At 46.0% G+C, this 25751-nt stretch carries 25 protein-coding genes and 2 pseudogenes; 20 read left to right on the top strand and 7 right to left on the bottom strand.

The features are described 5' to 3' along the window. Positions 1-174 precede the first annotated feature (174 nt). Positions 175-1044 (top strand): mechanosensitive ion channel family protein, encoded by an 870-nt coding sequence (locus DYA43_RS16425; RefSeq protein WP_020329814.1) that lies wholly within the window; start codon positions 175-177, stop codon positions 1042-1044. Positions 1045-1110: 66 nt separating this feature from the next. Here the strand turns inward: DYA43_RS16425 and norR are convergent, their stop codons facing one another. Continuing rightward, positions 1111-2697 carry a nitric oxide reductase transcriptional regulator NorR gene (gene norR, locus DYA43_RS16420; RefSeq protein WP_024375588.1) on the bottom strand — a complete coding sequence of 529 codons (1587 nt, stop codon included), beginning with the start codon at positions 2695-2697 and terminating at the stop codon, positions 1111-1113. A gap of 232 nt (positions 2698-2929) precedes the next feature. On the opposite strand from norR, the gene hmpA reads away from it, so the two are divergent. Further along, positions 2930-4114 carry an NO-inducible flavohemoprotein gene (gene hmpA, locus DYA43_RS16415; RefSeq protein WP_061055925.1) on the top strand — a complete coding sequence of 395 codons (1185 nt, stop codon included), beginning with the start codon at positions 2930-2932 and terminating at the stop codon, positions 4112-4114. Positions 4115-4175: 61 nt separating this feature from the next. Here the strand turns inward: hmpA and DYA43_RS16410 are convergent, their stop codons facing one another. From DYA43_RS16410 to DYA43_RS16400, 3 genes are all read right to left on the bottom strand, one after another. Beyond that, positions 4176-5219 (bottom strand): GGDEF domain-containing protein, encoded by a 1044-nt coding sequence (locus DYA43_RS16410; RefSeq protein ID WP_038128064.1) that lies wholly within the window; start codon positions 5217-5219, stop codon positions 4176-4178. Between the two features lie 180 nt (positions 5220-5399). Next, positions 5400-5942 (bottom strand): YaeQ family protein, encoded by a 543-nt coding sequence (locus DYA43_RS16405; RefSeq protein WP_020329820.1) that lies wholly within the window; start codon positions 5940-5942, stop codon positions 5400-5402. Positions 5943-6057: 115 nt separating this feature from the next. After that, on the bottom strand, positions 6058-6267 hold the full coding sequence (locus tag DYA43_RS16400; RefSeq protein WP_000106983.1) for a cold-shock protein: 210 nt from the start codon (positions 6265-6267) through the stop codon (positions 6058-6060). Positions 6268-6644: 377 nt separating this feature from the next. Between DYA43_RS16400 and DYA43_RS16395 the strand changes: the two are divergent. After that, positions 6645-6842, top strand: a pseudogene (locus DYA43_RS16395) (alternative ribosome-rescue factor A); the annotation flags it as partial. A gap of 50 nt (positions 6843-6892) precedes the next feature. Here DYA43_RS16395 and DYA43_RS16390 read toward each other — a convergent pair. After that, a complete protein-coding gene (locus DYA43_RS16390; protein ID WP_020432828.1) occupies positions 6893-8056 on the bottom strand; it encodes a threonine/serine exporter family protein in 1164 nt (387 codons plus the stop codon). Positions 8057-8548: 492 nt separating this feature from the next. Between DYA43_RS16390 and DYA43_RS16385 the strand changes: the two genes are divergently transcribed. From DYA43_RS16385 to DYA43_RS16365, 5 genes are all read left to right on the top strand, one after another. Beyond that, positions 8549-8905, top strand: coding sequence for a hypothetical protein (locus tag DYA43_RS16385; RefSeq protein WP_020329829.1), 357 nt, complete (start codon positions 8549-8551; stop codon positions 8903-8905). A 142-nt stretch (positions 8906-9047) separates the two neighbouring features. Next, positions 9048-9287 (top strand): hypothetical protein, encoded by a 240-nt coding sequence (locus DYA43_RS16380; RefSeq protein ID WP_020329830.1) that lies wholly within the window; start codon positions 9048-9050, stop codon positions 9285-9287. 112 nt (positions 9288-9399) lie between these two features. After that, the gene (locus tag DYA43_RS16375; RefSeq protein WP_020329832.1) at positions 9400-10404 is read left to right on the top strand and encodes a response regulator; all 1005 of its coding nucleotides are present in this window, start codon (positions 9400-9402) and stop codon (positions 10402-10404) included. Beyond that, a complete protein-coding gene (locus DYA43_RS16370; RefSeq protein ID WP_020329833.1) occupies positions 10404-10844 on the top strand; it encodes a PAS domain-containing protein in 441 nt (146 codons plus the stop codon). Before DYA43_RS16375 ends, DYA43_RS16370 begins: the two co-directional genes overlap by 1 nt. A 98-nt stretch (positions 10845-10942) precedes the next feature. Then, positions 10943-12415: a bifunctional ADP-dependent NAD(P)H-hydrate dehydratase/NAD(P)H-hydrate epimerase gene (locus tag DYA43_RS16365; protein ID WP_047462009.1), complete on the top strand. Its 1473-nt coding sequence runs from the start codon at positions 10943-10945 to the stop codon at positions 12413-12415. Here the strand turns inward: DYA43_RS16365 and DYA43_RS16360 are convergent. Together DYA43_RS16360 and DYA43_RS16355 are read right to left on the bottom strand one after the other, a co-directional pair. Then, a complete protein-coding gene (locus DYA43_RS16360; protein WP_047462007.1) occupies positions 12404-13399 on the bottom strand; it encodes a 2-hydroxyacid dehydrogenase in 996 nt (331 codons plus the stop codon). The two genes, DYA43_RS16365 and DYA43_RS16360, sit on opposite strands and share 12 nt — an antisense overlap. Before the next feature lie 142 nt (positions 13400-13541). Beyond that, positions 13542-14099, bottom strand: a complete 558-nt coding sequence (locus DYA43_RS16355; RefSeq protein WP_225869381.1) for an outer membrane beta-barrel protein — start codon at positions 14097-14099, stop codon at positions 13542-13544. A 572-nt stretch (positions 14100-14671) separates the two neighbouring features. Between DYA43_RS16355 and DYA43_RS16350 the strand changes: the two genes are divergently transcribed. From DYA43_RS16350 to DYA43_RS16295, 12 genes and pseudogenes are all read left to right on the top strand, one after another. After that, on the top strand, positions 14672-15715 hold the full coding sequence (locus DYA43_RS16350; protein WP_020329838.1) for a GMP reductase: 1044 nt from the start codon (positions 14672-14674) through the stop codon (positions 15713-15715). 148 nt (positions 15716-15863) lie between these two features. Further along, positions 15864-16601, top strand: coding sequence for a TnsA endonuclease N-terminal domain-containing protein (locus tag DYA43_RS16345; protein ID WP_225869380.1), 738 nt, complete (start codon positions 15864-15866; stop codon positions 16599-16601). Next, positions 16594-18408 carry an integrase catalytic domain-containing protein gene (locus DYA43_RS16340; RefSeq protein ID WP_061055924.1) on the top strand — a complete coding sequence of 605 codons (1815 nt, stop codon included), beginning with the start codon at positions 16594-16596 and terminating at the stop codon, positions 18406-18408. Before DYA43_RS16345 ends, DYA43_RS16340 begins: the two co-directional genes overlap by 8 nt. 9 nt (positions 18409-18417) lie before the next feature. Further along, a complete protein-coding gene (locus DYA43_RS16335; protein WP_061055923.1) occupies positions 18418-19410 on the top strand; it encodes a TniB family NTP-binding protein in 993 nt (330 codons plus the stop codon). 243 nt (positions 19411-19653) lie between these two features. After that, entirely contained in the window at positions 19654-19929 is a 276-nt protein-coding gene (gene hxsD / locus DYA43_RS16330; protein ID WP_081094725.1) for a His-Xaa-Ser system protein HxsD, read from the top strand. Further along, a complete protein-coding gene (hxsB, locus tag DYA43_RS16325; protein ID WP_061055922.1) occupies positions 19926-21323 on the top strand; it encodes a His-Xaa-Ser system radical SAM maturase HxsB in 1398 nt (465 codons plus the stop codon). Before hxsD ends, hxsB begins: the two co-directional genes overlap by 4 nt. Beyond that, the gene (hxsC, locus tag DYA43_RS16320) at positions 21316-22434 is read left to right on the top strand and encodes a His-Xaa-Ser system radical SAM maturase HxsC (protein ID WP_061055921.1); all 1119 of its coding nucleotides are present in this window, start codon (positions 21316-21318) and stop codon (positions 22432-22434) included. The genes hxsB and hxsC overlap by 8 nt, the downstream gene beginning before the upstream one ends. Beyond that, positions 22431-22967 carry a His-Xaa-Ser repeat protein HxsA gene (gene hxsA / locus DYA43_RS16315; RefSeq protein WP_061055920.1) on the top strand — a complete coding sequence of 179 codons (537 nt, stop codon included), beginning with the start codon at positions 22431-22433 and terminating at the stop codon, positions 22965-22967. The genes hxsC and hxsA overlap by 4 nt, the downstream gene beginning before the upstream one ends. Further along, positions 22964-23320, top strand: a complete 357-nt coding sequence (locus DYA43_RS16310; protein WP_061055919.1) for a TIGR03982 family His-Xaa-Ser system protein — start codon at positions 22964-22966, stop codon at positions 23318-23320. Before hxsA ends, DYA43_RS16310 begins: the two co-directional genes overlap by 4 nt. Next, positions 23321-24565 carry a His-Xaa-Ser system-associated MauG-like protein gene (locus DYA43_RS16305; protein WP_061055918.1) on the top strand — a complete coding sequence of 415 codons (1245 nt, stop codon included), beginning with the start codon at positions 23321-23323 and terminating at the stop codon, positions 24563-24565. It begins immediately after the preceding gene. Positions 24566-24892: 327 nt separating this feature from the next. Continuing rightward, positions 24893-25132 (top strand): annotated as a pseudogene (locus DYA43_RS16300) (DUF2913 family protein); the annotation flags it as partial. A gap of 32 nt (positions 25133-25164) precedes the next feature. Continuing rightward, entirely contained in the window at positions 25165-25659 is a 495-nt protein-coding gene (locus DYA43_RS16295; protein ID WP_061055917.1) for a hypothetical protein, read from the top strand. The last annotated feature ends 92 nt before the right edge of the window (positions 25660-25751 follow it).

Raw genomic sequence — 25751 nt, 5'->3', positions numbered from 1 at the left:
CGCACTAGTTAAGCGGGATAGGGATAAACCTTTGACAGGGCGCATAGAACGAGCAGCCTGTGCCGACACTCCCGCGTTACTTGGTTACAATGCCCCAAATTTGAATTAATCACAGAGTTTAATCATCCGCAGAGATGAATGGCAGTCGCTGTGCACAGAAAGTAGGAGAAGGTAGTGGAGAAGCTCAACGCGGTTATCGATTATCTGCTGACACACAAACTTATATTTACACTCATCATTTTACTGTTCGCGGTGTTCATGCGCCGGGTTGCGCTGTCGCAGATCCGTGGCGATGCGGCATTTTTAACCGAACATCAACGGAAATGGATGTCGAGTACCAAAAACGGTACCTTTGCCGCCACCTTGTTTGTGCTGTTTGTCTTGTGGCAACCGGAGATCAGCCAGTTTGCGTTGTCTGTTACCGCGATAGCCGTGGCTATTGTGGTTGCGTCCAAAGAGATCATCCTCTGTTTTACCGGTTCGATTCAGCGCGCCAGCTCGCGCTCATTCCGCATTGGCGACTGGATTGAAGTCGGCAAACTGAGCGGCGAAGTGATTGAGCACAACATGATGGCGACGGTGATTCAGGAAATCGACCTGCAACATGGCCAGTATCATTACACCGGCAAGACGGCGACTTTGCCGAACAGCATGTTTTTTACCTTTCCGGTCAAAAACCTCAATTTTATGAAACGCTACGTATTTCATAACTTCACGGTGGTGGTGCCGGAATTTGTGAATCTTTATCCGTTAGTGCCTGTCATGCATGAACGGATTGAAGAGCACTTCTCGCACTTTATTGATGTCGCGCGCCGCTACAACAGCATGATTGAAAAGCACGCTGGCGTGGATTTGCCGAATGCCGAGCCACACATCGACATTACCAGTGCGCCGGCAGGAGAGCAGATTGTGCACTTCATGATTTTCTGCCCGACCGAGCGGGCTACGCATCTTGAGCAGTTGATTCGCCGTGATTTTATGGAAGAGTACGAGCGAGCGTTTCCACGCCAGCCGACTCTCGCAGAGCCTTCAGCTGCGGCCTGATTTGATTGGCGATAAAAACAAAAGGGATAACCGATGTTATCCCTTTTTTGTGCGCATTGTGTGAGGCTAATTCTGCTCAATCTTGTGTGTTTTCGTTACATTTAGCCCAAGGCGTTTGGCAAGGCGAGTGAGGTTTGCCCGGTCAATTTGGAGCAGACGACCCGCTTTCGCCCAGTTAAAATCGGCTTGAGTTAGCGCTTCACTGACTAAGCGACGCTGAAAATCATCGGTGGCATCACGCAATCCCTTCGACAGATCAACCGCCGGCTCGGCTGCCGCTTTCACCACCTTTTTCGCTGGGGTATGAGCTTCGCCTTCCAGTACACCGATATCTTCGGCGCTGACGGTGATCAGCGTCTGCATCGGATGTTTGGCACGCGCTTTTAATGCTGCGCGGTTGATGACGTGCTCCAGTTCGCGCACGTTGCCAGGCCAAGAGTAGTAGATCAGTTGGCTGAGCGCTTCCTGATGAATTTTGAGCTGCACGATGCCGAGTTTACGCCGTGCCACTTCGAGGAAATAACCAGCCAGCAATGTGACATCGCCATTACGTTCGCGCAGTGCCGGAACGTGAATAGGATACACACTCAGGCGATGGTAGAGGTCCGCGCGGAAGCGGCCCGCTTCGACTTCCTGTTTTAAGTCGCGGTTGGTCGCGGCAAGAATACGCACGTTGATGGTCTGCACCTGATCTTGACCCACTGGCTGAATCTCGTTGTTCTGCAGCGCACGCAAGATTTTACTTTGTGCCGCCAGTGGCAGTTCGCCGATCTCATCCAGAAACAGGGTGCCGCCGTCTGCCAACGCAAACTTCCCGAGACGATGGCGATCGGCGCCGGTAAAAGCGCCTTTGACGTGACCAAACAATTCGCTTTCAACCAAATTTTCCGGAATGGCGGCGCAGTTAACGTAAATCAACGGTTGGCGTTTACGCGGTGACAGATGATGGATGGTGCGCGCCACCAGCTCTTTACCCACGCCAGTTTCACCGTGAATCAGAATATTAAAGTTGGACGGCGCGACGACTTCCAAATCGGCTTTCATTACTTGCATGGCGTCACTGGACCCAATAATTTCGCCACCATCACGTTCCCACGCTTCTTCATTGAGCTCTTCCAGACGCTGCTGGGTCTGCTTTGCCTGCGCTTCGAGCTGAGAAAAGGTCAGCGCCATTTTTAGGGTCGAAGCGGCGATGGCGGATAACACTTCCAGGCTGCGCAGCGGAATATGTTCAAACGCGTTGGTCGTCAGGCTGTCGAGCGTCAGTACGCCGAGCAGTTTGTCTCCGAAAATCAGCGGCAACCCCATGCAGGAGTGCATTGGCAGGTCATCATCGTGATCCATCAGCAGGCCGTCAAACGGGTCGGGCAGTGTACTGTCGGCGTCAAAGCGTACCGGAGTCGTTGAGGCGCAAATTTGATTCAGACGCGGGTGTTCATGAATGAGAAAACGACGTCCGAGGGTATCGCGGGTCAGGCCCTGCATCGCCAGTGGCACCAGCGTGTCGCCCTGTAGCGACATCAACGCCACGCAGTCGCATTGAATCGTCTTTCGCACCGCATCCAACAATCGGTTGAAACGGTCTTCATCATTGAGCCCGCTCGCCAGGCCGATGGTCATATCGACCAGCGTCGAAATAGAAAAATCCTGCATTCTAGAGTCCAAATGTTCGTTTTGGATAGTTTAGTGTCAAAGTGACCTGATTGAAAAGAGTTAATTTGACTCATTGCTTGTGATTGAAATTAAATCAAATTATTAAAAATCAATAAGATATGAATTGGTACGGATAGTGCAATATCAGATTCAGAAAGTCATGCTTTAAACCAGACAGAGTGGTCTTTAGCCACCTTACAATTTGTATCCACCTTTGAGGAGAATTGGATCTATGCTCAACAATCATAATATTGCCATCATCAAAAGCACCATTCCTTTGCTTGAGTCCGCAGGTCCTGCGCTGACTCAACATTTTTATCAGCGCATGTTCAGCCACAACCCGGAACTGAAAGACATCTTCAACATGACACACCAAAAAACGGGTCGTCAGAGTGTTGCGCTGTTTGAAGCCATTGCGGCGTACGCCAAGAACATCGAAAACCTTGCCGCGCTGACGGCAGCAGTTGAACGTATTGCGCATAAACATACCAGCTTCAACATTCAGCCAGAACACTACCAAATCGTGGGTCATCATCTGATTGAAACCCTGCGTGAACTGGCGCCTGACGCATTCACACAAGAAGTGGAAGAAGCGTGGACGGCAGCCTATCTGTTCCTGGCCAAAGTGTTTATTGACCGGGAAGGCGAACTGTATTTGCAGCGCAAACAAGCCGTCGGTGGTTGGGCGAATGCGCGCGAATTTGTCGTTGCAGAAAAACGAGTGGAATCGGAGCTGGTGACCAGTTTCATTCTGGCACCAAAAGATGGCGGGTCTGTCTTGGATTATCAGCCAGGTCAGTATATTGGGATTGAAGTAACGCCAAAGGGTGGTCAGTACAAAGAGATCCGTCAGTACTCACTATCACAAGCACCAAATGGTGTGAACTACCGCATTTCAGTTAAGCGTGAAGGTGTTGGCAGCGAGTTTGAAGGTTTGGTGTCAAATCACCTGCATGACCATGTTGAAGAGGGGGATAGTGTCTCGCTATACGCTCCAGCTGGTGATTTCTTCTATGTTGAGCGTGATCGCCCGGTGGTCCTGATTTCTGCTGGTGTGGGCGCGACACCCGTTCAGGCCATGCTGCAAACTCTGGCTCAGGGTGAGAAACAGCAGGTGACTTATCTGCACGCGTGTAACTCGCCTTTGCAGCACTCTTTTGTTGACGAAACTGCAACCCTGATAGCGGCAAAAGGCTGGCAGCAACATATTTGGTATCTAAATGGTCAACGCGGCGCTTCGCGCTCTGGAGCGATGGATCTCAGTCTGGTTGCTCTGCCACTGACAGATGGCGACTTCTATTTGTGTGGCCCACTGGCCTTCATGGAAAGCATCGTCAAACAGCTAATGGCTCTGGGTGTGAGTGGTGAGCGTATTCACTACGAAGTATTTGGTCCGCACGCTACGCTCAATGCCTGATTACTGAGACATCATCAAGAACACCAAAAGGCCCTGCGGGGCCTTTTTTCATGGAAGGATACTAGTAACGGAATGTCGAGACGATACGGTTTTTGCCTTCCGACTTCGCGCTGTAAAGCGCTTTGTCGACTTTACGCAGCGTCGCTTCATAGTCACCGAGATCATGCTGAGCCAGCCCAATACTGATGGATACTGGTGCTTTGATCTCAAAATTAGTGGTCGCGACTTTCGCTCGTGCCTGTTCAGTCAAATGGTAGATATCCTCACTGTCACCTTCAGTAAGCAGTACTATGAACTCTTCGCCACCCCAGCGTCCAACAATCCCCACACTGGCAAACGACTGGGTGAGCACATCGGCAATTCCTTTCAGGACGTTATCTCCGGCCACGTGTCCGAATTGATCGTTGACCATCTTAAAGTTATCAACGTCAATCATGGCCACATGGAAAGGACGAGTGCTGTTGGCAATGCGGCGCTCAATATAGTGGCGGTTGAACACACCCGTAAGAGAATCGGTCATCGCCAGTTTTTCCAGCTTGAGGTTGGCCTCGTTCATTTTCCGGTATGCATGCAAGCGACTAGCGTCGAAATACCAAATGATGATGGCTAATGTGATCCAAACGACCACCAAATTGATGTAGCTGGCAAAGTTATCTTCTGCGGGTTGCCAAACATCCATGTGCGACAGCATGAAGTAGTTAAAGACGGCAAACTGGATGGCAATCGCGGGAAGTGAAATTTTTCTGGGAAGTAATGCAATTGCGACGACTGGCGTGATCAACCCAAAAATTAAAGCGTATTCGCGGTTCCCTTCATCAAACATATAAAAATGGGTCAACAGGAAAATCACGCAGGTGAGTAGTACTGCTGACATGCAGGCCTTTTTCCTAACAAACAGAAGGTATTGGGTATAGCAGACAATCGCCAGTGTTGTCAGATGCGCGTATACCAAAGGAGGATAGAAATCGAGAACCGTATTGTAGAACAGGAAAAAGACGTTGTTTGCAGCGAGCAACATCGCCGATGCGCAATTGAGATATATACGCCGGTACTGCTCGTCATCGTTAGTCAGACGAAGGTGGTGGTTGATAAGCCGTGCAATCATTTATAGTCCAGTAGCCGGTAGCCTGACGTCCTTTTCTCAACAAAGATGTAACAATTTGCTGAAGTGTCCATTTTTTAAGACTGAATTTTTGCGCCCTATGTTGCCGGAAAATCACAAGTTTCTCTAGTTATGATTGTTCCGGCGATTCCAAAAGTTTGATGTCTATTGAAATGTGTGCAATTAGTCTGGTAACGCTTGCAGCAGATCGAAGTTGATCTCGTGGCTGTTGAGGTCACCTTCAACGAATACGGTATGACCCGTAATCATTACCGAGAGGTCAACCGTGCGTTTGGGATTCGCAGCTAAGGCAGTAATTGCTTCAGGGTCAAAGCGCACAATTTCAGCGCTGTGGTAGCCTAGTTTACCTTTGTTCTGTTGCCACCAGATATCTGACTTGGTTTGATAGGTGTAGACTTTTACTACATCGGCCAGGCGGGTCGCCTTTTTCACCCGTTCGACCTCTGGCTCACCTAATTCGATCCAGAGTTCGTTGTGCCCGGCTAAGTCTTGTTGCCAGATGTCCGGCTCGCTGGTGGTCGAAATGCCTTTGGTAAACTGTAGTTGAGGGTGGGCATTAAGACAGTAAGCCAGTACACGTGCCATCATACGCTCTTCGGTTTCTGAAGGGTGGAGTGCCACGGTAAGGTTGAGCGTATCGTAATGATCGCGGTTCATGTCCGTCAGTGCGATGCGGAACTTATAAATGGTTGGTTTCAGTGCCATGAAAACGGCTCACACTTTAACTTTAAGGGATAAGGATTATACGAGCCTGAAAAGTGGGAGGCCCAATAACGAAAATAGCCAGCTAAAAGCTGGCTATTAAAATTCGGAAAGTCTATTACAGAACTTTGATGCTTTCTGCTTGAGGACCTTTTTGACCTTGAGTGATTACGAACTCAACTTTTTGACCTTCAGCAAGAGTGCGGAAACCGTCACCTTGGATTGCGCTGAAGTGAGCAAAAACGTCAGGACCGTTTTCTTGTTTGATGAAGCCGAAGCCTTTAGTTTCGTTGAACCATTTAACGGTACCAGTAACTGGAGTAGACATAGTGTATATCCTAAAAAAATTTAAATATTGTGGCCGATCACGGCGCGGATAGCGTGGAAAAGTAGATTGCTATTGCGTACGACACGACGGGAGTTACAAGTAATCCAACGAATGTGTATACAAAGAACTTCATTTCTAGCTGCTAACGAGTCTAGAGCAATCCGTAGGGTTGTCAATCGAATCTTGATGTCTCTCGAAAAGCTTTTTCAGATTTTGTCAGATTTTATGCTCTATGCGCCATTTCTGTGCAATTGTGTATGTACTCATTCTTAAAAATAGTGGCCCCAGTTCCTCGTAGATGATTGACACGCCAAGATTTCGGCGCAAAATGTGCTACGAAAATGTAATCACATGTTAATGCCAATACAAAGGAGGCGATGATGAGTCATTCATCAAAGATGTCTCGTGACAATCCGGTAATAGAAACCGAGTTTGGTCGCGGTACGATCAAAGACAACGCGTTAAAAGCCGTCGTTACCAGTCAGTTGTTCAGACAACGAGTCGAGAAAGCGAAAAAAGGGAAAGGCAGTTTCAGCCGCAAAATGAAACACAGAGGGAAAGAGCCCTATTCAAAAGCCGCTTAAGAGTGACTTTCGAATAGGGCTCTTAACTTAGGGCAACATGATTAACGTTCGATTTTAGGAGAGTAAATCGAATAGGCGGTAATCTGGCCCGCAACGATGGCGGAAAACATAAACAACGCCGATAGGCCAATGCTTGGGATCGGCAGAATCGACTGTTCAAATACCGATTGGCTGGCGCTGATCAACACCCGGCTACCCGGAACCAGAATAATGATCCCCTGAACGATATAGATGGAGCCTGTGAGCTCCATTTTTTTGGCCAGCCAGGTACCATACAAAGTGATAAGTACGGTCGTTACCCAGGTGCCCACCACCCATCCTGCATCAAAGCCGAGATAAAATGGTCCCCACATCCCCAATACGGCGACGGGCAAACCAAGCAGAATATCTTTCGGGCGAGCATTAAACAGGACACCGATCGATGTCGAGAGCAGGAACAAGCCGAAAATATGCAGGGCCAGCGGTACTTCGTTTTTGTACGTTGTCGCCGGAGCTTGACCCCATATCGCTTCCCCGATGTTTAGACCAATCACAATCCCGACAAAAAGCTTAATGAGCGTCAGCGCACTCTGACCGAATAAACTGGTGCCGGAGACCAGGTCGTTGAACGCCAAACATTCCAATGAGTTCGCAATTGATAATCCGGGGACAAACAGAATCACGGCCGCAACACATAGCGCCCAAACCGGAATGGGCAAGCCGGTACTGGCCAGAAATGCCACCAGCACACCAGTAATAAGTGCAGCCACAAATTCCACCGCAATCGCTCGGCGTGAATGGCAAATCAGTTGACTGATCCAAACCAGAAAGCCAAGCAACACGGCGATCATAACCGCTTCCAGCGTACTCCCCACTAACATCAGATAGGCTGGCGGAATTCCCATATTGGCGAGCGCGATGATCCATTTGGGATAACCAATGGGTTCGGGAACTGGTTCATGGCTTGGCTGGTTGATACGGATAATCGTATTGGCCAGCAAGCTAAGGTTAATTGAAGCTGGCTTTAAACGTTTCATGACCACAGCGTTGTTGTCGTCTGGAAACTGGTAGTTGATCGTTGTCGGTGTCGCCTGAATCATCACATCCACCCCATGTTTTTGCGCATAAAACTGGGTGTATTTTTCTACTTTATAAGGGGCACATCCGCTGCGATGAAGTGTGTCGCCAATCTCAACAATTTTGTCGATTCGATACTGTGACGGCATGAGGTGAAAGTGAGGTTAATCAAAGGTGGCGCAAAAGTAGCAGAGAGCAATCCCTAAGACGAGAACCCTCGCGTTGTTAAATCGGTCAATAGTTTAAAAGTGTGATACAGCTATCTCTTCCGTTCCTCCTCTTTTCTGCCATTTTCAATCTCCGTAATCAGTGCTCCTTTCCATTTTTGCAATCTGAAGTTTTTCGCCGTGGGTTAACTGTGCGCTGATCACAAAATGAAAACATTAGTCATAAAAAAATTATGGTTAATTTTTTGTTTCAAAATGTCATCTTTCGAAAAGATGTCTCGCGCTAAGCTTTGGTAAATCTAAAAGTGTCTCTCTGCCTAATTTAACGCTTAATTAACAATCGCTTTGGGCCTGAGTTCTGTTCATTTTTTGTTGCTTTTTTGCTCTTGAAATAAAAATTCGATGCGAGAAAATATGCAAAAAGTGAGATTTCAAATTTGAAAGGATGCTTTCTGTAACTAAGGTAGGCAGATTATGAAACTGTTATTGATCATGATGGCATCGGTATCGGCAGGTGTTGCGTCAGCTGAACATTTCCATTCTTTCATGCTTGGCTTATCTGTCGCGGCATTGGCGGTAGGTAGCTGTTACTGGTTTGCGTTTCGCAGCTCTCGTTTCCCTGAACTAGCGGTATTCCTGCTGGTGTGTGGATTGTTGGCGAAAGTGGGTGTCACCGTGTTAGGTGTCGCCTGGGGATTGTCGGCGCAACTGATTACCTCGCCATTGGTGTTTGCGTTGTCCTATTTGTTCTTCTCGATTGTCGTGACCTATTTGTGGTTCAGCTATCGAGACAGCATTACAGTGGTGCCCAAACCAACCCTACATCACTAAGCAATTAAAAAAATGGAGGCCGTCAGGCCTCTTTTTTTGTGGCTCATCTCGCGTGTCCTGACGTTCGACTATAGTTCTACAGTCATACCGCTCGTTTCTTTATACACTGTCTGTTGAGTTGTAACTGAAGGATGGTAGAAGTATGGAAACCGCACTGTTTTGGATTGAAAAAAGTGTACTTTTAGTGGGCATTTTGCTGGTGCTGACAGGGATTACCCGATACGGCAAACGCAGTCAGGATTGGAAAGGTGTGGCGACAATGTTTTACAAGCGCGTTCCAATGACCATCGAGGAATACAAGTTATATCGACTCGGGGTTGCGATGGTTGTGTTGGCTATTGTTCTACGTATTGTCCTTCTGACTTTATGGCCAAATTACTAACGGATAGGAATCATCCTATTTATCAATAATTAAGGCCACAATTCTAGCCTCTCTCGCAAATTTAGGTATACACTCTAGGTTAAACCCAAAATGAGAATGAGAAGGTGATGATATGTCGTATTCAGTACTCATCTGCGATGACTCAGCGTTGGCTCGAAAGCAGATGGCACGCTCTCTCCCTGCATCGCTTAATGCAGATATCACCTTTGCTGTACATGGACTGGATGCGCTGAGTATTTTAGAAACGCAGCGCTTTCAGTTGATGTTTCTCGATTTGACGATGCCGGAACTGGATGGTTTCGGCACGTTAGAAGCAATGCGTGATAAAGGCTATACCACTCCTGTGGTGGTGGTGTCCGGCGATATTCAACCCAAAGCGAAAGAACGCGTATTGGCCCTCGGTGCTAAAGCCTTCATTCAAAAACCGATTAATAAAGACGATCTCAATGCGGTTATCCGTACGCTGGTTGAACCGCCCACGCAGCCACGTATCGTTACGCCTATTTCCATTGAACTGCCGGTTCTGCGCCGCCGCGATATTTATATGGAAGTGGCGAACGTTTCTATCGGCCGGGCAGCGGATGCTTTAGCACGTCACTTCGACGTGTTTGTGCAGTTACCTCTGCCAAACGTAAATATTTTTGAAGTGAGTGAACTGCACATGGCGCTGCGTGACTTGGCAGATAACGTCCACGTTTCCGGTGTTTGTCAGGGCTTTAGTGGCGAAGGGATTGCGGGGGAAGCTTTGGTTTTGCTGACCGATTCCAGTGTCGCCGATCTGAAAAAACTGATGAAAGTGCCAGCTGATAATGAAGAGTTGGAAGAGTTAGAGCTCATCATGGATGTCTCCAATATTTTGGTCGGGTCTTTTCTGAATGGGTTGGGCGAGCAGGCCGAAGTGCGTTTCTTCCAGAGCTCGCCGGTGCTGCTCGGTCAGCACATTCCAATCGATTCTGTGATTCAGTCAACCGCAGGTTCGTTTAAGAAAACCATGACGTTTGAAGTCAGCTACAACATAGAAGGCACGTCGATCCGCTGCGATCTCTTGTTTATGTTTGTTGATGAATCGCTACCGCTTCTGGACAGCAAACTCGCTTATCTGATGGAGGATTTCTGATGTTGTCGCTTCCTGCAGAATTTGAACAATTTCACTGGATGGTGGATATGGTTCAGAACGTCGATATGGGACTGATTGTCCTCGATCGTGATTACAACGTTCAGGTTTGGAACGGCTTTATGACTCATCACAGTGGTAAGTTAGCGCATGAAGCGATAGGCCAATCCTTGTTTACTCTGTTTCCTGAGATTCATAAAGAGTGGTTCAAACTCAAAACCAAGCCTGTTTACGATTTGGGGTGTCGCAGTTTCATTACCTGGCAGCAGCGTCCGTATCTGTTTAAATGCCGCAATGTGCGTCCGGTGACCCAGCAGGCCGAGTTCATGTATCAAAACATCACGCTCAACCCGATGCGAACGCCGACAGGCAAGGTGAATTCATTATTCTTGTCGATACAGGATGCCACCGCCGAAGCGCTGATGACGTTGCAAGCCAAGTAAATCGCGTCCAAGCAGAAAATTGACAACTAAGCCAAGGTGAACCTTGGCTTTTTTGCATACACTTTAAGTTTATCGTTTTGTATACAGGGACCAAACTGATGCCGTTACCGAAAGTTTTCTATACCGCGCAACAAGTCAAACAAGGTGAAGTGATGGCGGCCAAAACCAAAGGGTTGGAGATGTTCAGCCTGATGGAACGGGCCGGACAGGCGGTGTTTACCGTCGCGTATGCCCAATATCCGGGAACGCATCACTGGCTGGTATGTTGCGGTGGCGGTAACAATGGTGGCGACGGTTATATTGTGGCGTGTCTGGCCCGCTCGCTGGGCGTTCAGGTAACGGTTTGGCAAATAGGGGACCCAGAGCAGCTCAAGGGAGATGCACTTTCTGCCTATTACCACTGGCTGGATCATGGGGGAGAAGTGTATCCGATCGATGAAGTGGTGCCGGATGATGTTGATTTGATCGTCGATGGGCTGCTCGGCACTGGCCTAACGGGTACCGTTCGCGAACCGATGCAGCAATTGATTGATACGCTGAACCGCTGCTCAGCGCCGATTGTCGCAATTGATATTCCGTCAGGGTTATGTGCCAACACTGGTGCGGTTTTGGGCACGTCGATACGCGCTCAGCATACCGTCAGTTTTATCGGGCTGAAACAAGGGTTAGTAACGGGTAAAGCGCGTAACTACGTCGGAGAATTGCACTTTGCCGGGCTGGGGCTGGAAGAAAGCTTTAGTCAGCAAAATGTGCCGACCGTTCAGGCGATCGATCAGAAAACGCTTAAGCAACTGCTGCCCAAGCGAGAACCCTGCTCGCACAAAGGCAGCCATGGCAAAGCTGTGATCGTGGGCGGAAATGACGGTATGGGGGGCGCGGTGATCCTTGCGGCTCAGGCGTGTGCGCGGGTCGGCAGTGGATTAACCGCCACGCTGATGCATCCGAGTAATACCGCTCCCATGTTGTCCGCTTGTCCTGAAATCATGGCGGCAGGATGGACTGACGAAGCGATGATCGATGAGCGTCTGCAATGGTGTGATGTGCTGGCGATTGGCCCGGGACTGGGGCGAAATGACACCGCGCTGCAAATGATGCACAAAGTGCAAAAGCAGCCCAAACCGAAAGTCATGGATGCTGATGCGCTGCATTTTCTGGCGCAATCCGCAAACTTCGACCAGCAGCGTATTCTGACGCCGCATCCGGCAGAAGCGGCCAAACTGATGGATACCAAAGTCTCGAGTATCGAGGCGGATCGTTATAGCGCGGTGAAAGCGCTGCAGAAAAAATATGGCGGCGTGGTGGTATTGAAAGGGGCCGGGACACTGGTGTGTGATGGCAAAGAAACGTACGTGTGCTTGGCGGGCAATCCGGGAATGGCAACGGGCGGAATGGGCGATGTGCTGACAGGTATTATCGTTTCACTGCTTGCGCAGGGCCTGAGTCTGTTTGAGGCCGCGAAAATGGGCGTTTTGATCCACAGTTTAGCGGCGGATCAAAACGCCAAAGCGTTTGGCGAGCGTGGCTTGCTCGCCAGTGACTTACTGCACCATCTGCGCAGTTTAGTTAATTAGTTCGTTGCCTGACGTCGTGCCTTGCTCAAAGGCCAGTACGTTGTTCAGCGTTGTCTGGGCGATATTGTGCAGGGCATCTTCGGTCAGAAACGCCTGATGGCCAGTAAACAGTACGTTGTGACACGCTGACAGGCGACGGAACACATCGTCGACAATGACATCGTTCGACTTGTCCTGGAAGAACAGATCTTTCTCGTTATCGTACACATCCAACCCCAGTGCGCCGATACGACCTCGTTTCAACGCTTCAATCGCGGCAACCGAATCCAGCAGTTCACCCCGACTGGTGTTGATGATCATCACGCCGTCTTTCATTTGATTGAACGCATTTTCATCCAGCAGATGGTAGTTCTCTTTCGTCATCGGACAGTGCAGGGTAATGATGTCGCTTTGGGCGAACAGCTCTGGCAGCGACACGTACTTTGCGCCGATTTCAATCGCCAGCGGGTTCTCATACGGATCGAAACACAAAATGTTCATGCCCAGCCCTTTGAGAATACGCATGGCCGCGATGCCAATTTTACCTGAGCCAATAACGCCGACGGTTTTACCATAAAAGTTAAAACCGACCAGGCCTTCCAAAGAGAAGTTCGCGTCACGGGTACGCTGATACGCTTTGTGGTAGCGGCGGTTCAGACACATCATCAGACCAATGGCATGTTCCGCAACAGCTTCCGGTGAATAAGCCGGAACACGCACCACTTGCATACCAATGCGTTTAGCGGCATCCAGATCAACCTTGTCGAAACCTGCACAGCGCATCGCAACAAGGCGGGTACCCCCTTGATACAGTTCAGTCAGAACATCTTCACTCAGATCATCGTTCACAAATGCACATACAGCTTTACAGCCTTTGGCCATTTTGGCGGTTTTCTTCGTTAGACGAAAATCATGGAAATGGAGCGTGAACGCGTTTTTGTCGACGATTTTTTTGAATGAGGTTTCGTCGTAAGTTTTTGCGCTGAAGAAAGCGATATCGATCATAGCAGTCTCCTTAAATAAGACCTGACTTCAAATAATTATCGCTATAGTTAAACGGATGGTGGCAAAAATAAACCATAAGTTTTGTGTGTGAACAAAGGCTGAGCGGTGGTCGCTCGCCTTTTGTTCAGATTGAGGGAAAACACTACATTCTAAAGCGCGCACCCACACTGAATGAGGTACTGGAGTAACCTTTATCAAGGTCTTGGTAACTGACTTCAGCGGTAAACTCAAGGTTCGGGTTCAATCCGGTGGCGACGCGAGCGCCAGCACTCACATAGGGATTAACGCCCGAATGTGTCGAGGAGGTTTCCGGCACGGCGCTGACATTCGTTTCTTCCAACTGCGTATAGGCAAAGCCGCCGCGCGCGTAGAGTGTGGCGTATCGGGTGACTGGCGCCTCGGCGCGAATACCGCCGTAGAAACTGTCGTATTTGGTTTCGATGGCATTGCCGTTGCCATCGCGCAGTTTTGCGGTGCTCGACATCGTGCCGTTATAGCCCAAATCTACGCCCATGAAAGGCGAAAAGTAGTAGCTGTAGCCGACGGTCGTGGTAAATACCTGATCACTGCTGTGACCGTTATCTAAGGTGGTATAACCTGCATCAACGTTGAACTGATGCTGGCTGTTGGTGGCGGCAAAAGTTGGCATGGCGGCAAACAGTGTTGCCAGCGTTATCCCGGCGATCATGGGTTTTATCATTGTTGTTCTCCACTGCTGTTTCATAGAAGTTAGCCAAAAACAGGTATTTGGCGCTGCTAACTTCCGGTGAAGGAATTAGCGATAGTTAAACCTTAGCAAGGTTTACACCGTTTCAGAGGCTTTCGAAGCAGAGAGAAGAAAATGTGTGATCAGCGAAATATCGCCGTCATAATTTGTGGTGTTTTGCTGCCATTTGTCCGTTTGAACATGAGACATCAGTCTCACTTTTAGATTTCCTCACTCAGAGTGAACGTTTGCGGTGAACGTTTTCCTAGAGCAGTTTAATAAGTAGGTTCTAATTAACTCACTGAATATTAAGTGTTAAATCTGATATTTAGGCGCAGGGGAGAGAAAGGAGTGCGAACAGGTATGAAATCTTCGACAGGGTAACACAAAAAAAAGTCAAATATCAGACTTGCCGGAAAGAAATCGCGGCCTATAATGCTGAAAACCGGAGCGTCTGCCAACGCTCCGGTTTTTTTGTGTCCGAAAAGTACCAAAGTCTGCCAACCGCGGTACTACGCACTCTGCAAAAAGAGACACAAACTGTGAATCAATCAAGGAATTACACAATGCGTATCGAACAAGAACTTAAGTTGGGTTTTAAAGATGTCCTGTTTCGCCCGAAACGTTCAACCCTGAAAAGCCGTTCTCAAGTAAATTTAACCCGCGAGTTTACCTTCAAGCATAGTGGCCGTCAATGGTCCGGTGTGCCAGTCATTGCGGCGAATATGGACTCAGTGGGCAGCTTTGCGATGGCCAAAGCACTGGCTGAGCATGGTGTAATGACCGCAGTCCACAAACACTACACCGTTGAAGACTGGGCTGAGTTTGCGAAAACCGCAGATAAAGCCACCCTGAACAACGTGATGGTGTCTACCGGTACTTCCGACGCAGACTTCCAAAAAACCCAAGACATCATGGCGCTGTCAGATGAATTCATTTTCATCTGTATCGACATTGCCAACGGTTACTCAGAACATCTGGTTGAGTACGTTGAACGAGTGCGTGCAGCCTTCCCGGATAAAGTGATCTCAGCAGGCAACGTTGTGACAGGCGATATGTGTGAAGAGCTGATTCTTGCAGGTGCAGACATCGTCAAAGTCGGCATTGGCCCAGGCTCTGTGTGTACCACTCGCGTCAAAACCGGTGTCGGTTATCCGCAACTGTCTGCCATCATTGAGTGTGCTGATGCGGCACACGGCCTTGGCGGCACCATCATCGGTGACGGTGGCTGTTCATGTGCAGGCGATGTCTCTAAAGCCTTCGGTGGCGGCGCAGATTTCGTCATGCTGGGCGGCATGCTGGCTGGTCACGAAGAGTCAGGCGGCGAAGTCATCGAAAAAGACGGCGAGAAGTTCATGAAGTTCTACGGCATGTCTTCAAAGAGCGCGATGGACAAACACTCTGGCGGCGTCGCGGGCTACCGCGCAGCTGAAGGAAAAACCGTCCTGTTGCCATACCGTGGCAGTGTGCACGGCACCATCCAGGACATCCTCGGCGGTGTGCGTTCAACCTGTACCTACGTAGGCGCAGCAAAGCTTAAAGAGCTAACAAAGCGTACTACCTTCATCCGCGTACAAGAGCAAGAGAACAACGTATTCGGTAAAGAGTGATCGTAAGATTGCTCGGAAAATTGTTGAAACAACCATAAATTGATATTTACAACCATATATTGATATTTGGTACAACCATAATTTGATATTGCCTCTTCATAGTCTAGACTTATGTAAGTTTACGACAAAATCGTGATGAGGCAATATTATGTCTGTTCTATCTTCTCCTTCTCCTTCTCCTTCTCCTTCTCCTTCTCCTTCTCCTTCTCCTTCTCCTTCTACTGCCGCCCTGATTGCACTTGAAAGTGCATTTGTTACTCCTGCTCGAAACTTAACTAAGTCGCGTGGGAAAAACATACACCGTTACGTCAGTGCTAAGATGGGAAAAAGAGTTACAGTAGAATCTTTTTTAGAATGTGCTGCTTGTTATCATTTTGATTTTGAGCCCAGCATCGTGCGCTTTTGTTCTCAGCCGATAAGATTTTCATACTGCCTAAATGGTAAGACCCATACTTATGTTCCAGACTTTCTAGTTCAATTTGATACCGGTGAATTTAAGTTGTACGAAGTAAAGTCCGATATGGAAAGCTCAAAAGAGGAATTTCAATGTGAATGGGAAGCAAAAGTTCAAGGTGCGTTTGAGTTAGGTTTGGAGCTAGAGCTGGTTACAGAGGAAGAAATACTGGATGAGGTCATATTTAGCAACCTTAAACTTTTGCATCGATATGCTTCAAGAGATAACTTGAATCACTTTCATCAAACTCTCCTTGCCACCTTTAAATTGAATGGTACCCAAACCGCAAAGAGTTTAGGACACCACCTTGGCCTAAATGGAAGAAAAATATTACCATTCCTGTGTGATTTGCTCTCTCGAAACTTACTTCAAACAAGCTTAGAGACGCCACTTTCACTTGAGTCTGAATTTGAATTGGTTTGTCATGCCTAAGAATTCCTTTTCTAGTTTTCATCGGAAGTCGGCATTTCAGCAAGACAAACTTGAGTCGAATGATAGGGTTGTTGTTGATATCAATGATGTCGATGAAGCAACATATCAAGACATATCCGCATTTCCTGACAATTTAGCCACTCAGATTACTTTTCGTCTAAGTATCCTTCGTTATTTAGCCAGTAAGTGCGAACAAATCATTCCAAAGACTATCGAACCGCATCGCGTCGCACTACAACGTTTACACGACAGAAATATTCCAAGTTCGATATCAATATACCGGTGGTGGTTAGTTTTCAGAGCGTCTGATTGTAACCCAGCAAGCTTAGCTCCCAAGAACAAAGATAAGGGTAACAGTAAAGTCAAAGTACCAATATTCGTTGATGCCTTGCTGGAACAAGCTGTAGAAAGAGTTATCTCTGGGCGAAAAGTGCGTATAAGAAGTGCCTACAAGCGCGTGCGAAGGAAATTACGTCAGCATAATTTGAACAATGGAACGGAGTACAAATACCCAACTTATGAATCCCTTCGGAAACGGGTTAAAAAGAAGACCCCTTTCGAATTACTGGCCGCGAAGAAGGGCGAGCGAGTCGCGAAAAGAGAGTTCCGTAGGATGGGAAAGAAGATATTGACTTCTTACGTCCTTGAGAGGGTAGAAATAGATCATACGGTGGTGGATCTATTTGCTGTACATGAAGAACATCGCGTGCCATTGGGCCGACCTTGGCTTACTCAATTAGTTGATTGTTACAGCAAAACAGTTATTGGTTTTTACCTAGGGTTTGAACCACCTAGCTACGTATCAGTGTCACTCGCACTTAAAAATGCAATACTGCGGAAAGATGATCTTTTGAGCTCGTTCGACTCAGTACAAAATGAATGGCTATGTTACGGTATCCCTGATTTACTCGTGACAGATAATGGTAAAGAGTTCTTGTCTAAAGCTTTTGATAAAGCATGTGAATCACTGTTGATCAATGTACATCAAAACAGAGTCGAAACGCCCGACAATAAACCGCATGTCGAACGTAACTACGGTACTATCAATACTTCTCTGCTTGACGATTTACCAGGGAAAGCTTTTAGCCAGTACCTTCAGAGAGAAGGTTACGACTCAGTGGGTGAAGCTACCCTTACACTAGATGAAATCAAAGAAATTTACTTGATTTGGTTAGTCGATATTTATCATAAGAATTCTAACCAGAGAGGTACTAATTGTCCTAACGTAGCATGGAAAAGGGGCTGTCAAGAATGGGAGCCGGAAGAGTTTACTGGATCTAAAGATGAGTTGGACTTTAAATTCGCTATTGTTGATCACAAACAACTAACCAAAGCAGGTGTAACGGTTTATAAAGAACTGGTATACAGTAGTGAACGTTTAGCTGAGTATAGGGGTAAGAAAGGAAATCATAAAGTTCAGCTCAAATATAATCCGGAGTGTATGGCGGTCATTTGGGTGTTAGATGAAGACCTGAACGAGTACTTCACGGTTAACGCGATAGACTATGTATATGCAAGTAGAGTGTCTCTCTGGCAACATAAATACAATATGAAGTATCAAGCAGAGTTAAATTCAGCAGAATATGACGAAGACAAAGAAATTGATGCAGAGATAAAAATTGAAGAAATCGCTGACCGTTCAATTGTTAAGACTAAGAAAATCAGAGCACGGAGGCGTGGTGCCAGACACCAAGAGAATAGTGCAAGAGCTAAGTCTATCAGTGATGCCAAGCCTGTCCCATCCCAGAAACATGAAGACGAAATTGTAGTTGTTGATAATGAAGATTGGGATATTGATTATGTTTAAGAAATCCAGATGAATGAAACTCGAGAAGCACGCATCTCAAAAGCTAAAAGAGCATTTGTATCCACGCCGAGCGTGACGAAAATATTATGTTACATGGATAGATGTAGAGATTTATCAGACTTTGAATCTGAGCCTACTTGTATGATGGTCTATGGTGCTTCGGGAGTCGGTAAAACGACAATTATCAGAAAATATTTAAGTCAAAACAAACGAGATTCTGAAGTCGGGGGCGATATAATTCCAGTCTTGCATATAGAGCTGCCGGACAATGCGAAGCCGGTAGATGCTGCGAGGGAGTTGCTGGTTGAAATGGGGGATCCGCTAGCACTTTATGAAACAGATTTAGCCAGATTGACGAAAAAGCTAATTGATTTAATCCCGCTAGTTGGCGTGAAGTTGATTATTATCGATGAGTTCCAGCATTTAGTAGAAGAAAGGTCAAATCGAGTTCTCACGCAAGTAGGTAACTGGCTAAAAATGATACTCAACAAAACGAAATGTCCAATCGTTCTTTTCGGAATGCCATATTCAAAGGTTGTACTACAAGCTAACTCGCAACTTCATGGACGATTTTCAATTCAGTTCGAACTGCGACCCTTCAGCTACCAGGGAGGCAACGGTGTATTCAAAACTTTTTTGGAGTACCTTGATAAAGCTTTACCTTTTGAAAAGCAGGCTGGCTTAGCTAACGAAAGTTTGCAGAAAAAATTGTATGCATTCTCTCAAGGAAACATGCGGTCATTGAGAAATCTTATTTATCAAGCATCTATTGAAGCAATTGATAATCAACATGCGTCGATTACCGAAGAAGATTTTGTTTTTGCATCGAAGTTGACCTCAGGTGATAAACCTATTTCCTGGAAAAATCCTTTTGATGAGGGTGTTAAGGTTACGGAAGATATGTTGCGGCCGCCACCAAAGGATATTGGATGGGAAGACTATTTGAGAAATACCACTCATAAAATTAGAAATTCAGGAGTAAAAAATAACTTTTTCGATTAACACCCTACAGACTGATAAAAGTCGAAGAATACCAAACCTGGCGAATGTAGGTGTAATGCGTTTACACTCGTATTACGTGAAATTGCTCTTTTGTTCTTCCTATTCGACCGAACTGCGGAGATTCTCTTATGTTTGAAATCATTACTCTTTCATCAGGATCGCCAATGACAACTTTTTAACTTTTGACTACATTGTAATTGGCTAGAGGTGATAAAAATCAAATAAAAGCTATTAGGATATCGTGTGATAGAACGTCGGATAGATAAAAATCGTTTTTCTGAATATGTTGTCAGGCAAGCATTGTATTGGATGTCGCATCGGGCATCATGGCAACTCAGTGAAAGCGAGCAAGAATGGATTGTTCAGTTTTCTGCCGAGAGTGATATTGAGATTTATGAATTTGAACGCTTGTTGAATGACTATTTACTCAGAGAACGACTTTCACATCAAACAATTAGGTTGCGGGAACGAATTACATTATCTGTACTTGAATCGGTAGAACGGAAGTTACGTTTATGAAACTTCTTCCTTTCAACTTCGAGTTTATTGACTCAGATATTGCATTCTTAAGCAATGAGGCGGGCTTCTTCGAGTATTTGAATAGATCCCAGCTTGAATCACTTGTTTCCTTTTCTTCCACTGGTACAGAAGAACTAGATTTATTGCTGGAGTCGAAGTTGTTTTTGACTTCCCCCAATAGCTCAGGCGTATCAGTTAATGCCTTAGCATCTGGTATGTCCAAACGTCTGATGAAAGCGTTGCAATTCAACCCAATCTTCATGATCGTTCCAACATTACGGTGTGATCACACATGTCGATACTGTCAGGTTAGCCGAGCCTCAATACACGCTCGGAATTTTGACATGGAAGAAAGCAATATCACTCCGATGATGGAACAAATTAAGACCTTATCTTCACCTCCCTACAAACTGGAGATCCAAGGTGGGGAACCTTTAATACGTTTCGATCTCGTTCAGAAAATTTATGATAGTGCTGTTAGCATTCTTGGAGAAGAGCAGTTTGAGTTTGTCATCGCTACGAGCCTTTCCCTTTTAACGGATGAGATAGTTTCTTGGTCGGAAGCCAAAGCTATCCACTTTTCTACTTCTCTGGATGGTTCACACCTAATACATAACTCACATCGAATACTAGGAAATGGGGACTCATTTGAACGTGTTAAGCTGGGCATACAAAAAATCAAAAGCTCTCTTGGTGATAAACATGTGGCAACGGTGACAACCGTAACGAGCGCTCTACTACCATATCCCGAAGATATTATCTCGACACATACAGAGCTGGGACTGAACGATATTTTTATTCGACCTGTAAGCCCTTATGGTTTTGCCAATCATGATCAGCGTTCGACATATTCTATCGATGAATACATCTCCTTTTATGAACGTTTTCTTAATGTTCTGAGCACTTATCATCAACGAGGATATAAGTTGGTAGAGCATTCAGCACTGATTCACCTGAAACGTATTCTAGACCCGAACTATAGCAGCTATTCTGATTTAAAGTCCCCAAGCGGCGTCATTTTGAATTCGATACTTTTTAACTACGATGGCCGAATCTTTGGCAGCGATGAAGCGAGAATGCTTCAAAAATCGAACTCAGATATCGATTTTTCCCTCGGTACTATTCAATCTCCAAATGTAAGTAACAACCAGTTTTATCGCAGTGTGCTGAGTCAATCTTTTTCTCTGTGTCATCCAGGTTGTATTGACTGTGCATATCAGCCATTTTGTGGTGCAGATCCCTGCCAAAACATCAGCGTATTTGGTGAGCCAGTAGGGGATAAAAGCCAGTCTCGCTTTTGCCAATATCATAAAGCCATGTTTACGCTGGTGCTCAAGCATTACCGTAGCAAAGATGAGGTCGGCCAGATGTTCAAGGAGTGGATATATGGATGACGCGATTCGTCAGGATCTCTTTGAATTGAGTTTGAGAGACTTCTCCAACAGTGGTTATTATCAACTGCGCAAGTCTACCAATCCAGTAGAGACACAGTATCTCGACCAATTGCTGATAATGGGAGATGAAAGTACGTCACTTCCATCAATTCCGATAGGGTTTGTCGGTGTTGTGTTTAACCAAGCCTTATATGAGTCTATTTATGATGGAGACATTGCCACCATTAATACATTCGATCAACTTCGAGTCATTCTATCGCGCAATGCCAATCACAACACTCTACTTGTCACTGAGCGATGCAATAACCTGTGCTTGTTCTGCTCTCAACCACCTAAAAAGGATTTTGACTCGTGGTTATTGACCTATGCTGCCCAAGCAGTTGCAGCGTTTGGTTTTGACGGTGAGATCGGTATTAGCGGTGGTGAACCATTGATTTATGGATCTGATTTTTTGCGCTTTCTTGATTTTGTATCCGAGTTCGCGCCAAAGACGCGACTGCATATTCTTACTAATGGCCGAGCGTTTTCTGATCTGAGGTTTAGCCAGGAAATAGCGCAACGAACTAGAAATATGAGACTGGCCTTTGGTATTCCCCTGTATGCAAGCAGAGCCGCTATTCATGATGAGCTTGTCGGCTCGAAAGGCGCATTTGCCGAGACTGTCACAGGTATGATTAATGCTGGTAACTTAGGTATTGAAATGGAAATTCGTTTCATACCTACACAGGCCAATATGAATGAACTTCCTGTTCTCGTGGAATATATCAGCAGAGTTTTTTCCAATGTTGTTCAATTGTCTGTGATGAATTTGGAAGCTACAGGTTGGGCTAAAAAAAATTGGTCTACCTTGTATAGTACAACGGATGATTATGTCGAGTGCTTAAAAGAGGCTGTTTGTCTCGCAGACGTTTTAGGTTTACACCCAACGTTGTTTAATTTCCCTTTATGCCATCTTCCGTCTGAACTTAGACCCTATGCGGTTAAATCAATTTCCGATTGGAAGAACTATTATCCTGATGAGTGTGGACAGTGTCTGCTATTGAAGAGTTGCGGTGGTTACTTTACCTCGTCTAGAGGGAAGTATCATCAACAGGCTAGGAGAATCATATGAAGAATAAATGGAACTTGGTGGCCCTATTACCAGGCTTTTTGGCAATGAGCACATCGTCTAGAGCCCAGGAGGCAATGGCTGTAGGAGACGGAGTACTTAATGATTTTGATTTGGATAATATAGCATTGGCCCCACTCAACAATGAGGTGCCTTTCTATATTGCAGCACATCGAAGTCATAGCAGTCACCGGAGCCACAGTTCTCACCGCTCATCATCAGGGGGCACATATACAGCTCCAACTAAAAAGTACTATTCGGAGCCATTAAGCGAGCCTAGCACCCCTAGTTATACCGCACCCTCAACAACCAAACCACAGAAGGTCAATCCAACTGACTTGGCGAAGCGCAAGGACCTCATCATAAGAGTGCAATTTGCACTTTACAATCTGGGATATTATCAGGGAACCATAGATGGAATCATGGGTAAGCAAACGCGCGAAGCTCTCAATGCATATCGAAAAGTGAATAACATTCCGTTGTCGAAAACGCTGGATACGGAGACACTCAACTCATTGGGGATCATGGCTCGATGAGACGTCTGTTTTACGTCATTGTGTCATTGTCTTGTTTAGTTTGGATAAGCATATACGTTGCTTCACCTGTTACTGCGTATTTTGTTTACAAAAATCAGTTTATGCAACAGACGGCGGAATGTGCTCTCGCTATGGATGAGGCTTGGTATATTGAACAAGCGAACCAACCAGAGCTTGATACAACGACGAAAGTCCATCTGATGGCATGCCATGAATATGACAAAACGAGAAAAATCATGTTGTCGTTAAAGGTTCCAGAAAGTGTTTTGGAATATCTAGGATTAGAAGCGATAGAACTTCATCAACGTACAATTGATGCACTGACTGAGCAGCATCGCTTTAGGGAGCGATAGATGAAGATTTGGTTAATCCTTATTATCACGAGCTTTCAATGTTTTCAGTCTCAGGCATTAACCTTGGATGAGTCATTGGATGTTGCCATTCACGCTTTTCAACTTAAAGGTGATGTATGTAAAAAGGGAGGAGTACCCGGACTAACGCCAATGGCATCTGTTGGAAAAGTCATTTTTGAACGTCCAGTATTGAGTGGAGATAAGGATATTTCTTGTGCCAATTGTCACATCGACAAAAAGGCATTAGCAGATGGTTTACCTTTATCTGTGGGCGTCGGCGGTGTAGGGGAAGATAAGCAGCGGCAAGAGAGTGGTGGAGCTGTTGTGCCGAGAAACGCATTTACTTTGTTCGCTCGCGCTGATGCACGTTTTACAACGTTCTTCTGGGATGGGAAAGTCAAGCTCGAAAATAACCAAATCTACTCCCCAATTGGTGAAGGCTTTTCCATGGGGTTTAATTCTGCATTGTCTGTTGCTGCCGTGTTACCGCTGCTTGCAAGAGACGAATTTCTTGGTCATAGCGGACCATATGACAATAACCGCCATGTTGAGCTGGTCGAAAGTCAATATTTTCAAGATAAAGTGCATGCTCAGAACATCTTTCTACAAGAGCGACTTAACGAATCGAATGATATTGATGTGCGCTCGTTATTAGACGCGTTGAAGTCTGCCGGTTTGTCGAGTAAGGATCTGACATTGCCTGTAGTTGGGAATGCTTTGGCTAGCTTTATTAGTCACAAGACAGCCAACTCATGTGAGCCGTCAAGATGGGAAAGATACATAAACGGCGACAAGGCGGTGTTATCTCAGGAGCAAAAGCAAGGTGCATTGGTGTTTTATGGAAAGGGACGATGCGGAGCCTGCCACAGCGGTGATTTATTGAGCGACATGAAGTTTCATTCCATCGGTGTTCCTCAAGGTTCCCAAGGTCCTCACATGTTCGGGCAAGATTTAGGCCGAGCTATGGTTACGCACTTGGCGCAAGACCGATATCGATTCCGGACACCTTCACTCGTTAGTGTTTCTAAAACGAGTCCGTATGGACACAACGGTTTGTTCTCCTCACTTGAAGAGGTCGTCAAATATCACGTTAGCCCAATATTCTACTTCAGAAGTGAGAATATAGAGGAGTCAATGATCTTTCGTAACAGTGAGGTTATCGCAAGTCGAAGTGATTTTTTACGTTGGATACGGTTAGATAAGCAGGAGTTTACTGTTCTATTGGCATTCCTTGAAACCTTGTGAAAGCTATAGGAATGTGCCTGTCTGGTGTCGGAGGACAATAAACTGTGATAGGAAACGTGCCTTTTGAGGCAATTCTTAGGCTATAAAAAGATAAAGTTTGATCATTTTTGAGGTGCATTGCTATCTTAAAAACTGCCGAAACGACAATAAAGTCTGATCGACTTCTAGCAAGCATTTTGGGCAGAATTAATCATTTTCGGAAAATTGAACATTAGCAACACATGAATAACTAGAAGTATGGAAAACCAATTTCTGATTCAATGTTGTGGTTGATAAAGCACACAAAGCCCCATATTTTGAAAATCGACTCGCAACGTTACCTTGGCTATGCAAATCAAACGAGATTTTGACTACTACCACAACCTTTACAACGTCATTACCCACGCCCTGCTTCATTTGCTGTGTCAGGTATCTGCATCCACCCGTTTTTTTCCAGTAACAACACGCAATGACATACTGCTCAAATACCTTAAGCCAAAGTTCAATTATAAGCCATTATCGATAAAAAGGTCATTATATAAACGATTACACTGGGTAAATGCACAGTATAATGATAAGGTGTTGATTGAGAGAATTATTCAAAACTAAGGTACTCTAATATGAAAAAACAATTAATGACAGCGGCTTTGCTTTCTGTCTTGGGGAGCCCTCCAACTTTAGCCGACACATTGCCCGACCAATACGTGTATCAAGTGGCACTATTTGATGGCGATGATCTTTTGTATAAGCACTCAAGTGTCACGGTGGACAGTAACCGATATTCCAAAGGAAAGCGTATCCCATACTTAATAAAAACGTGTGAAAACCAAGGGGAAAAAACCATCAATAAATCGGGCGGTAAGCAATTCTATCAGGGGATGGGCTACCAGATTGATGTGCATGCCGCGACGGTGACGTTTGTTGAGACGGTTATCGATGAATCTACGTACATTGAGCCACAAAAAGACGAGTTCGACTTGTGTATGAATACGGGTGAACCCCAAGAGAAAGAATACGAGTACAACGCGAACTTTGATCGGAACGTACTGGGAGTTCAAAAATTCACCTTTAATAATAACCGCCGCATCGAGATCATTGTGCAAAAAGAAGGGTGAATGACATAAGCGGCCCGCTGCTGTCAGGACAATAAAGATTGATCTCTTTTGGCTGCTCTATGCGTTATGTTTGATCGTTTTTTTTGAGTCGG

Source organism: Vibrio fluvialis (assembly GCF_900460245.1).
Classification (GTDB): domain Bacteria; phylum Pseudomonadota; class Gammaproteobacteria; order Enterobacterales; family Vibrionaceae; genus Vibrio; species Vibrio fluvialis.
This window is presented reverse-complemented; position numbering and strand designations above follow the sequence as displayed.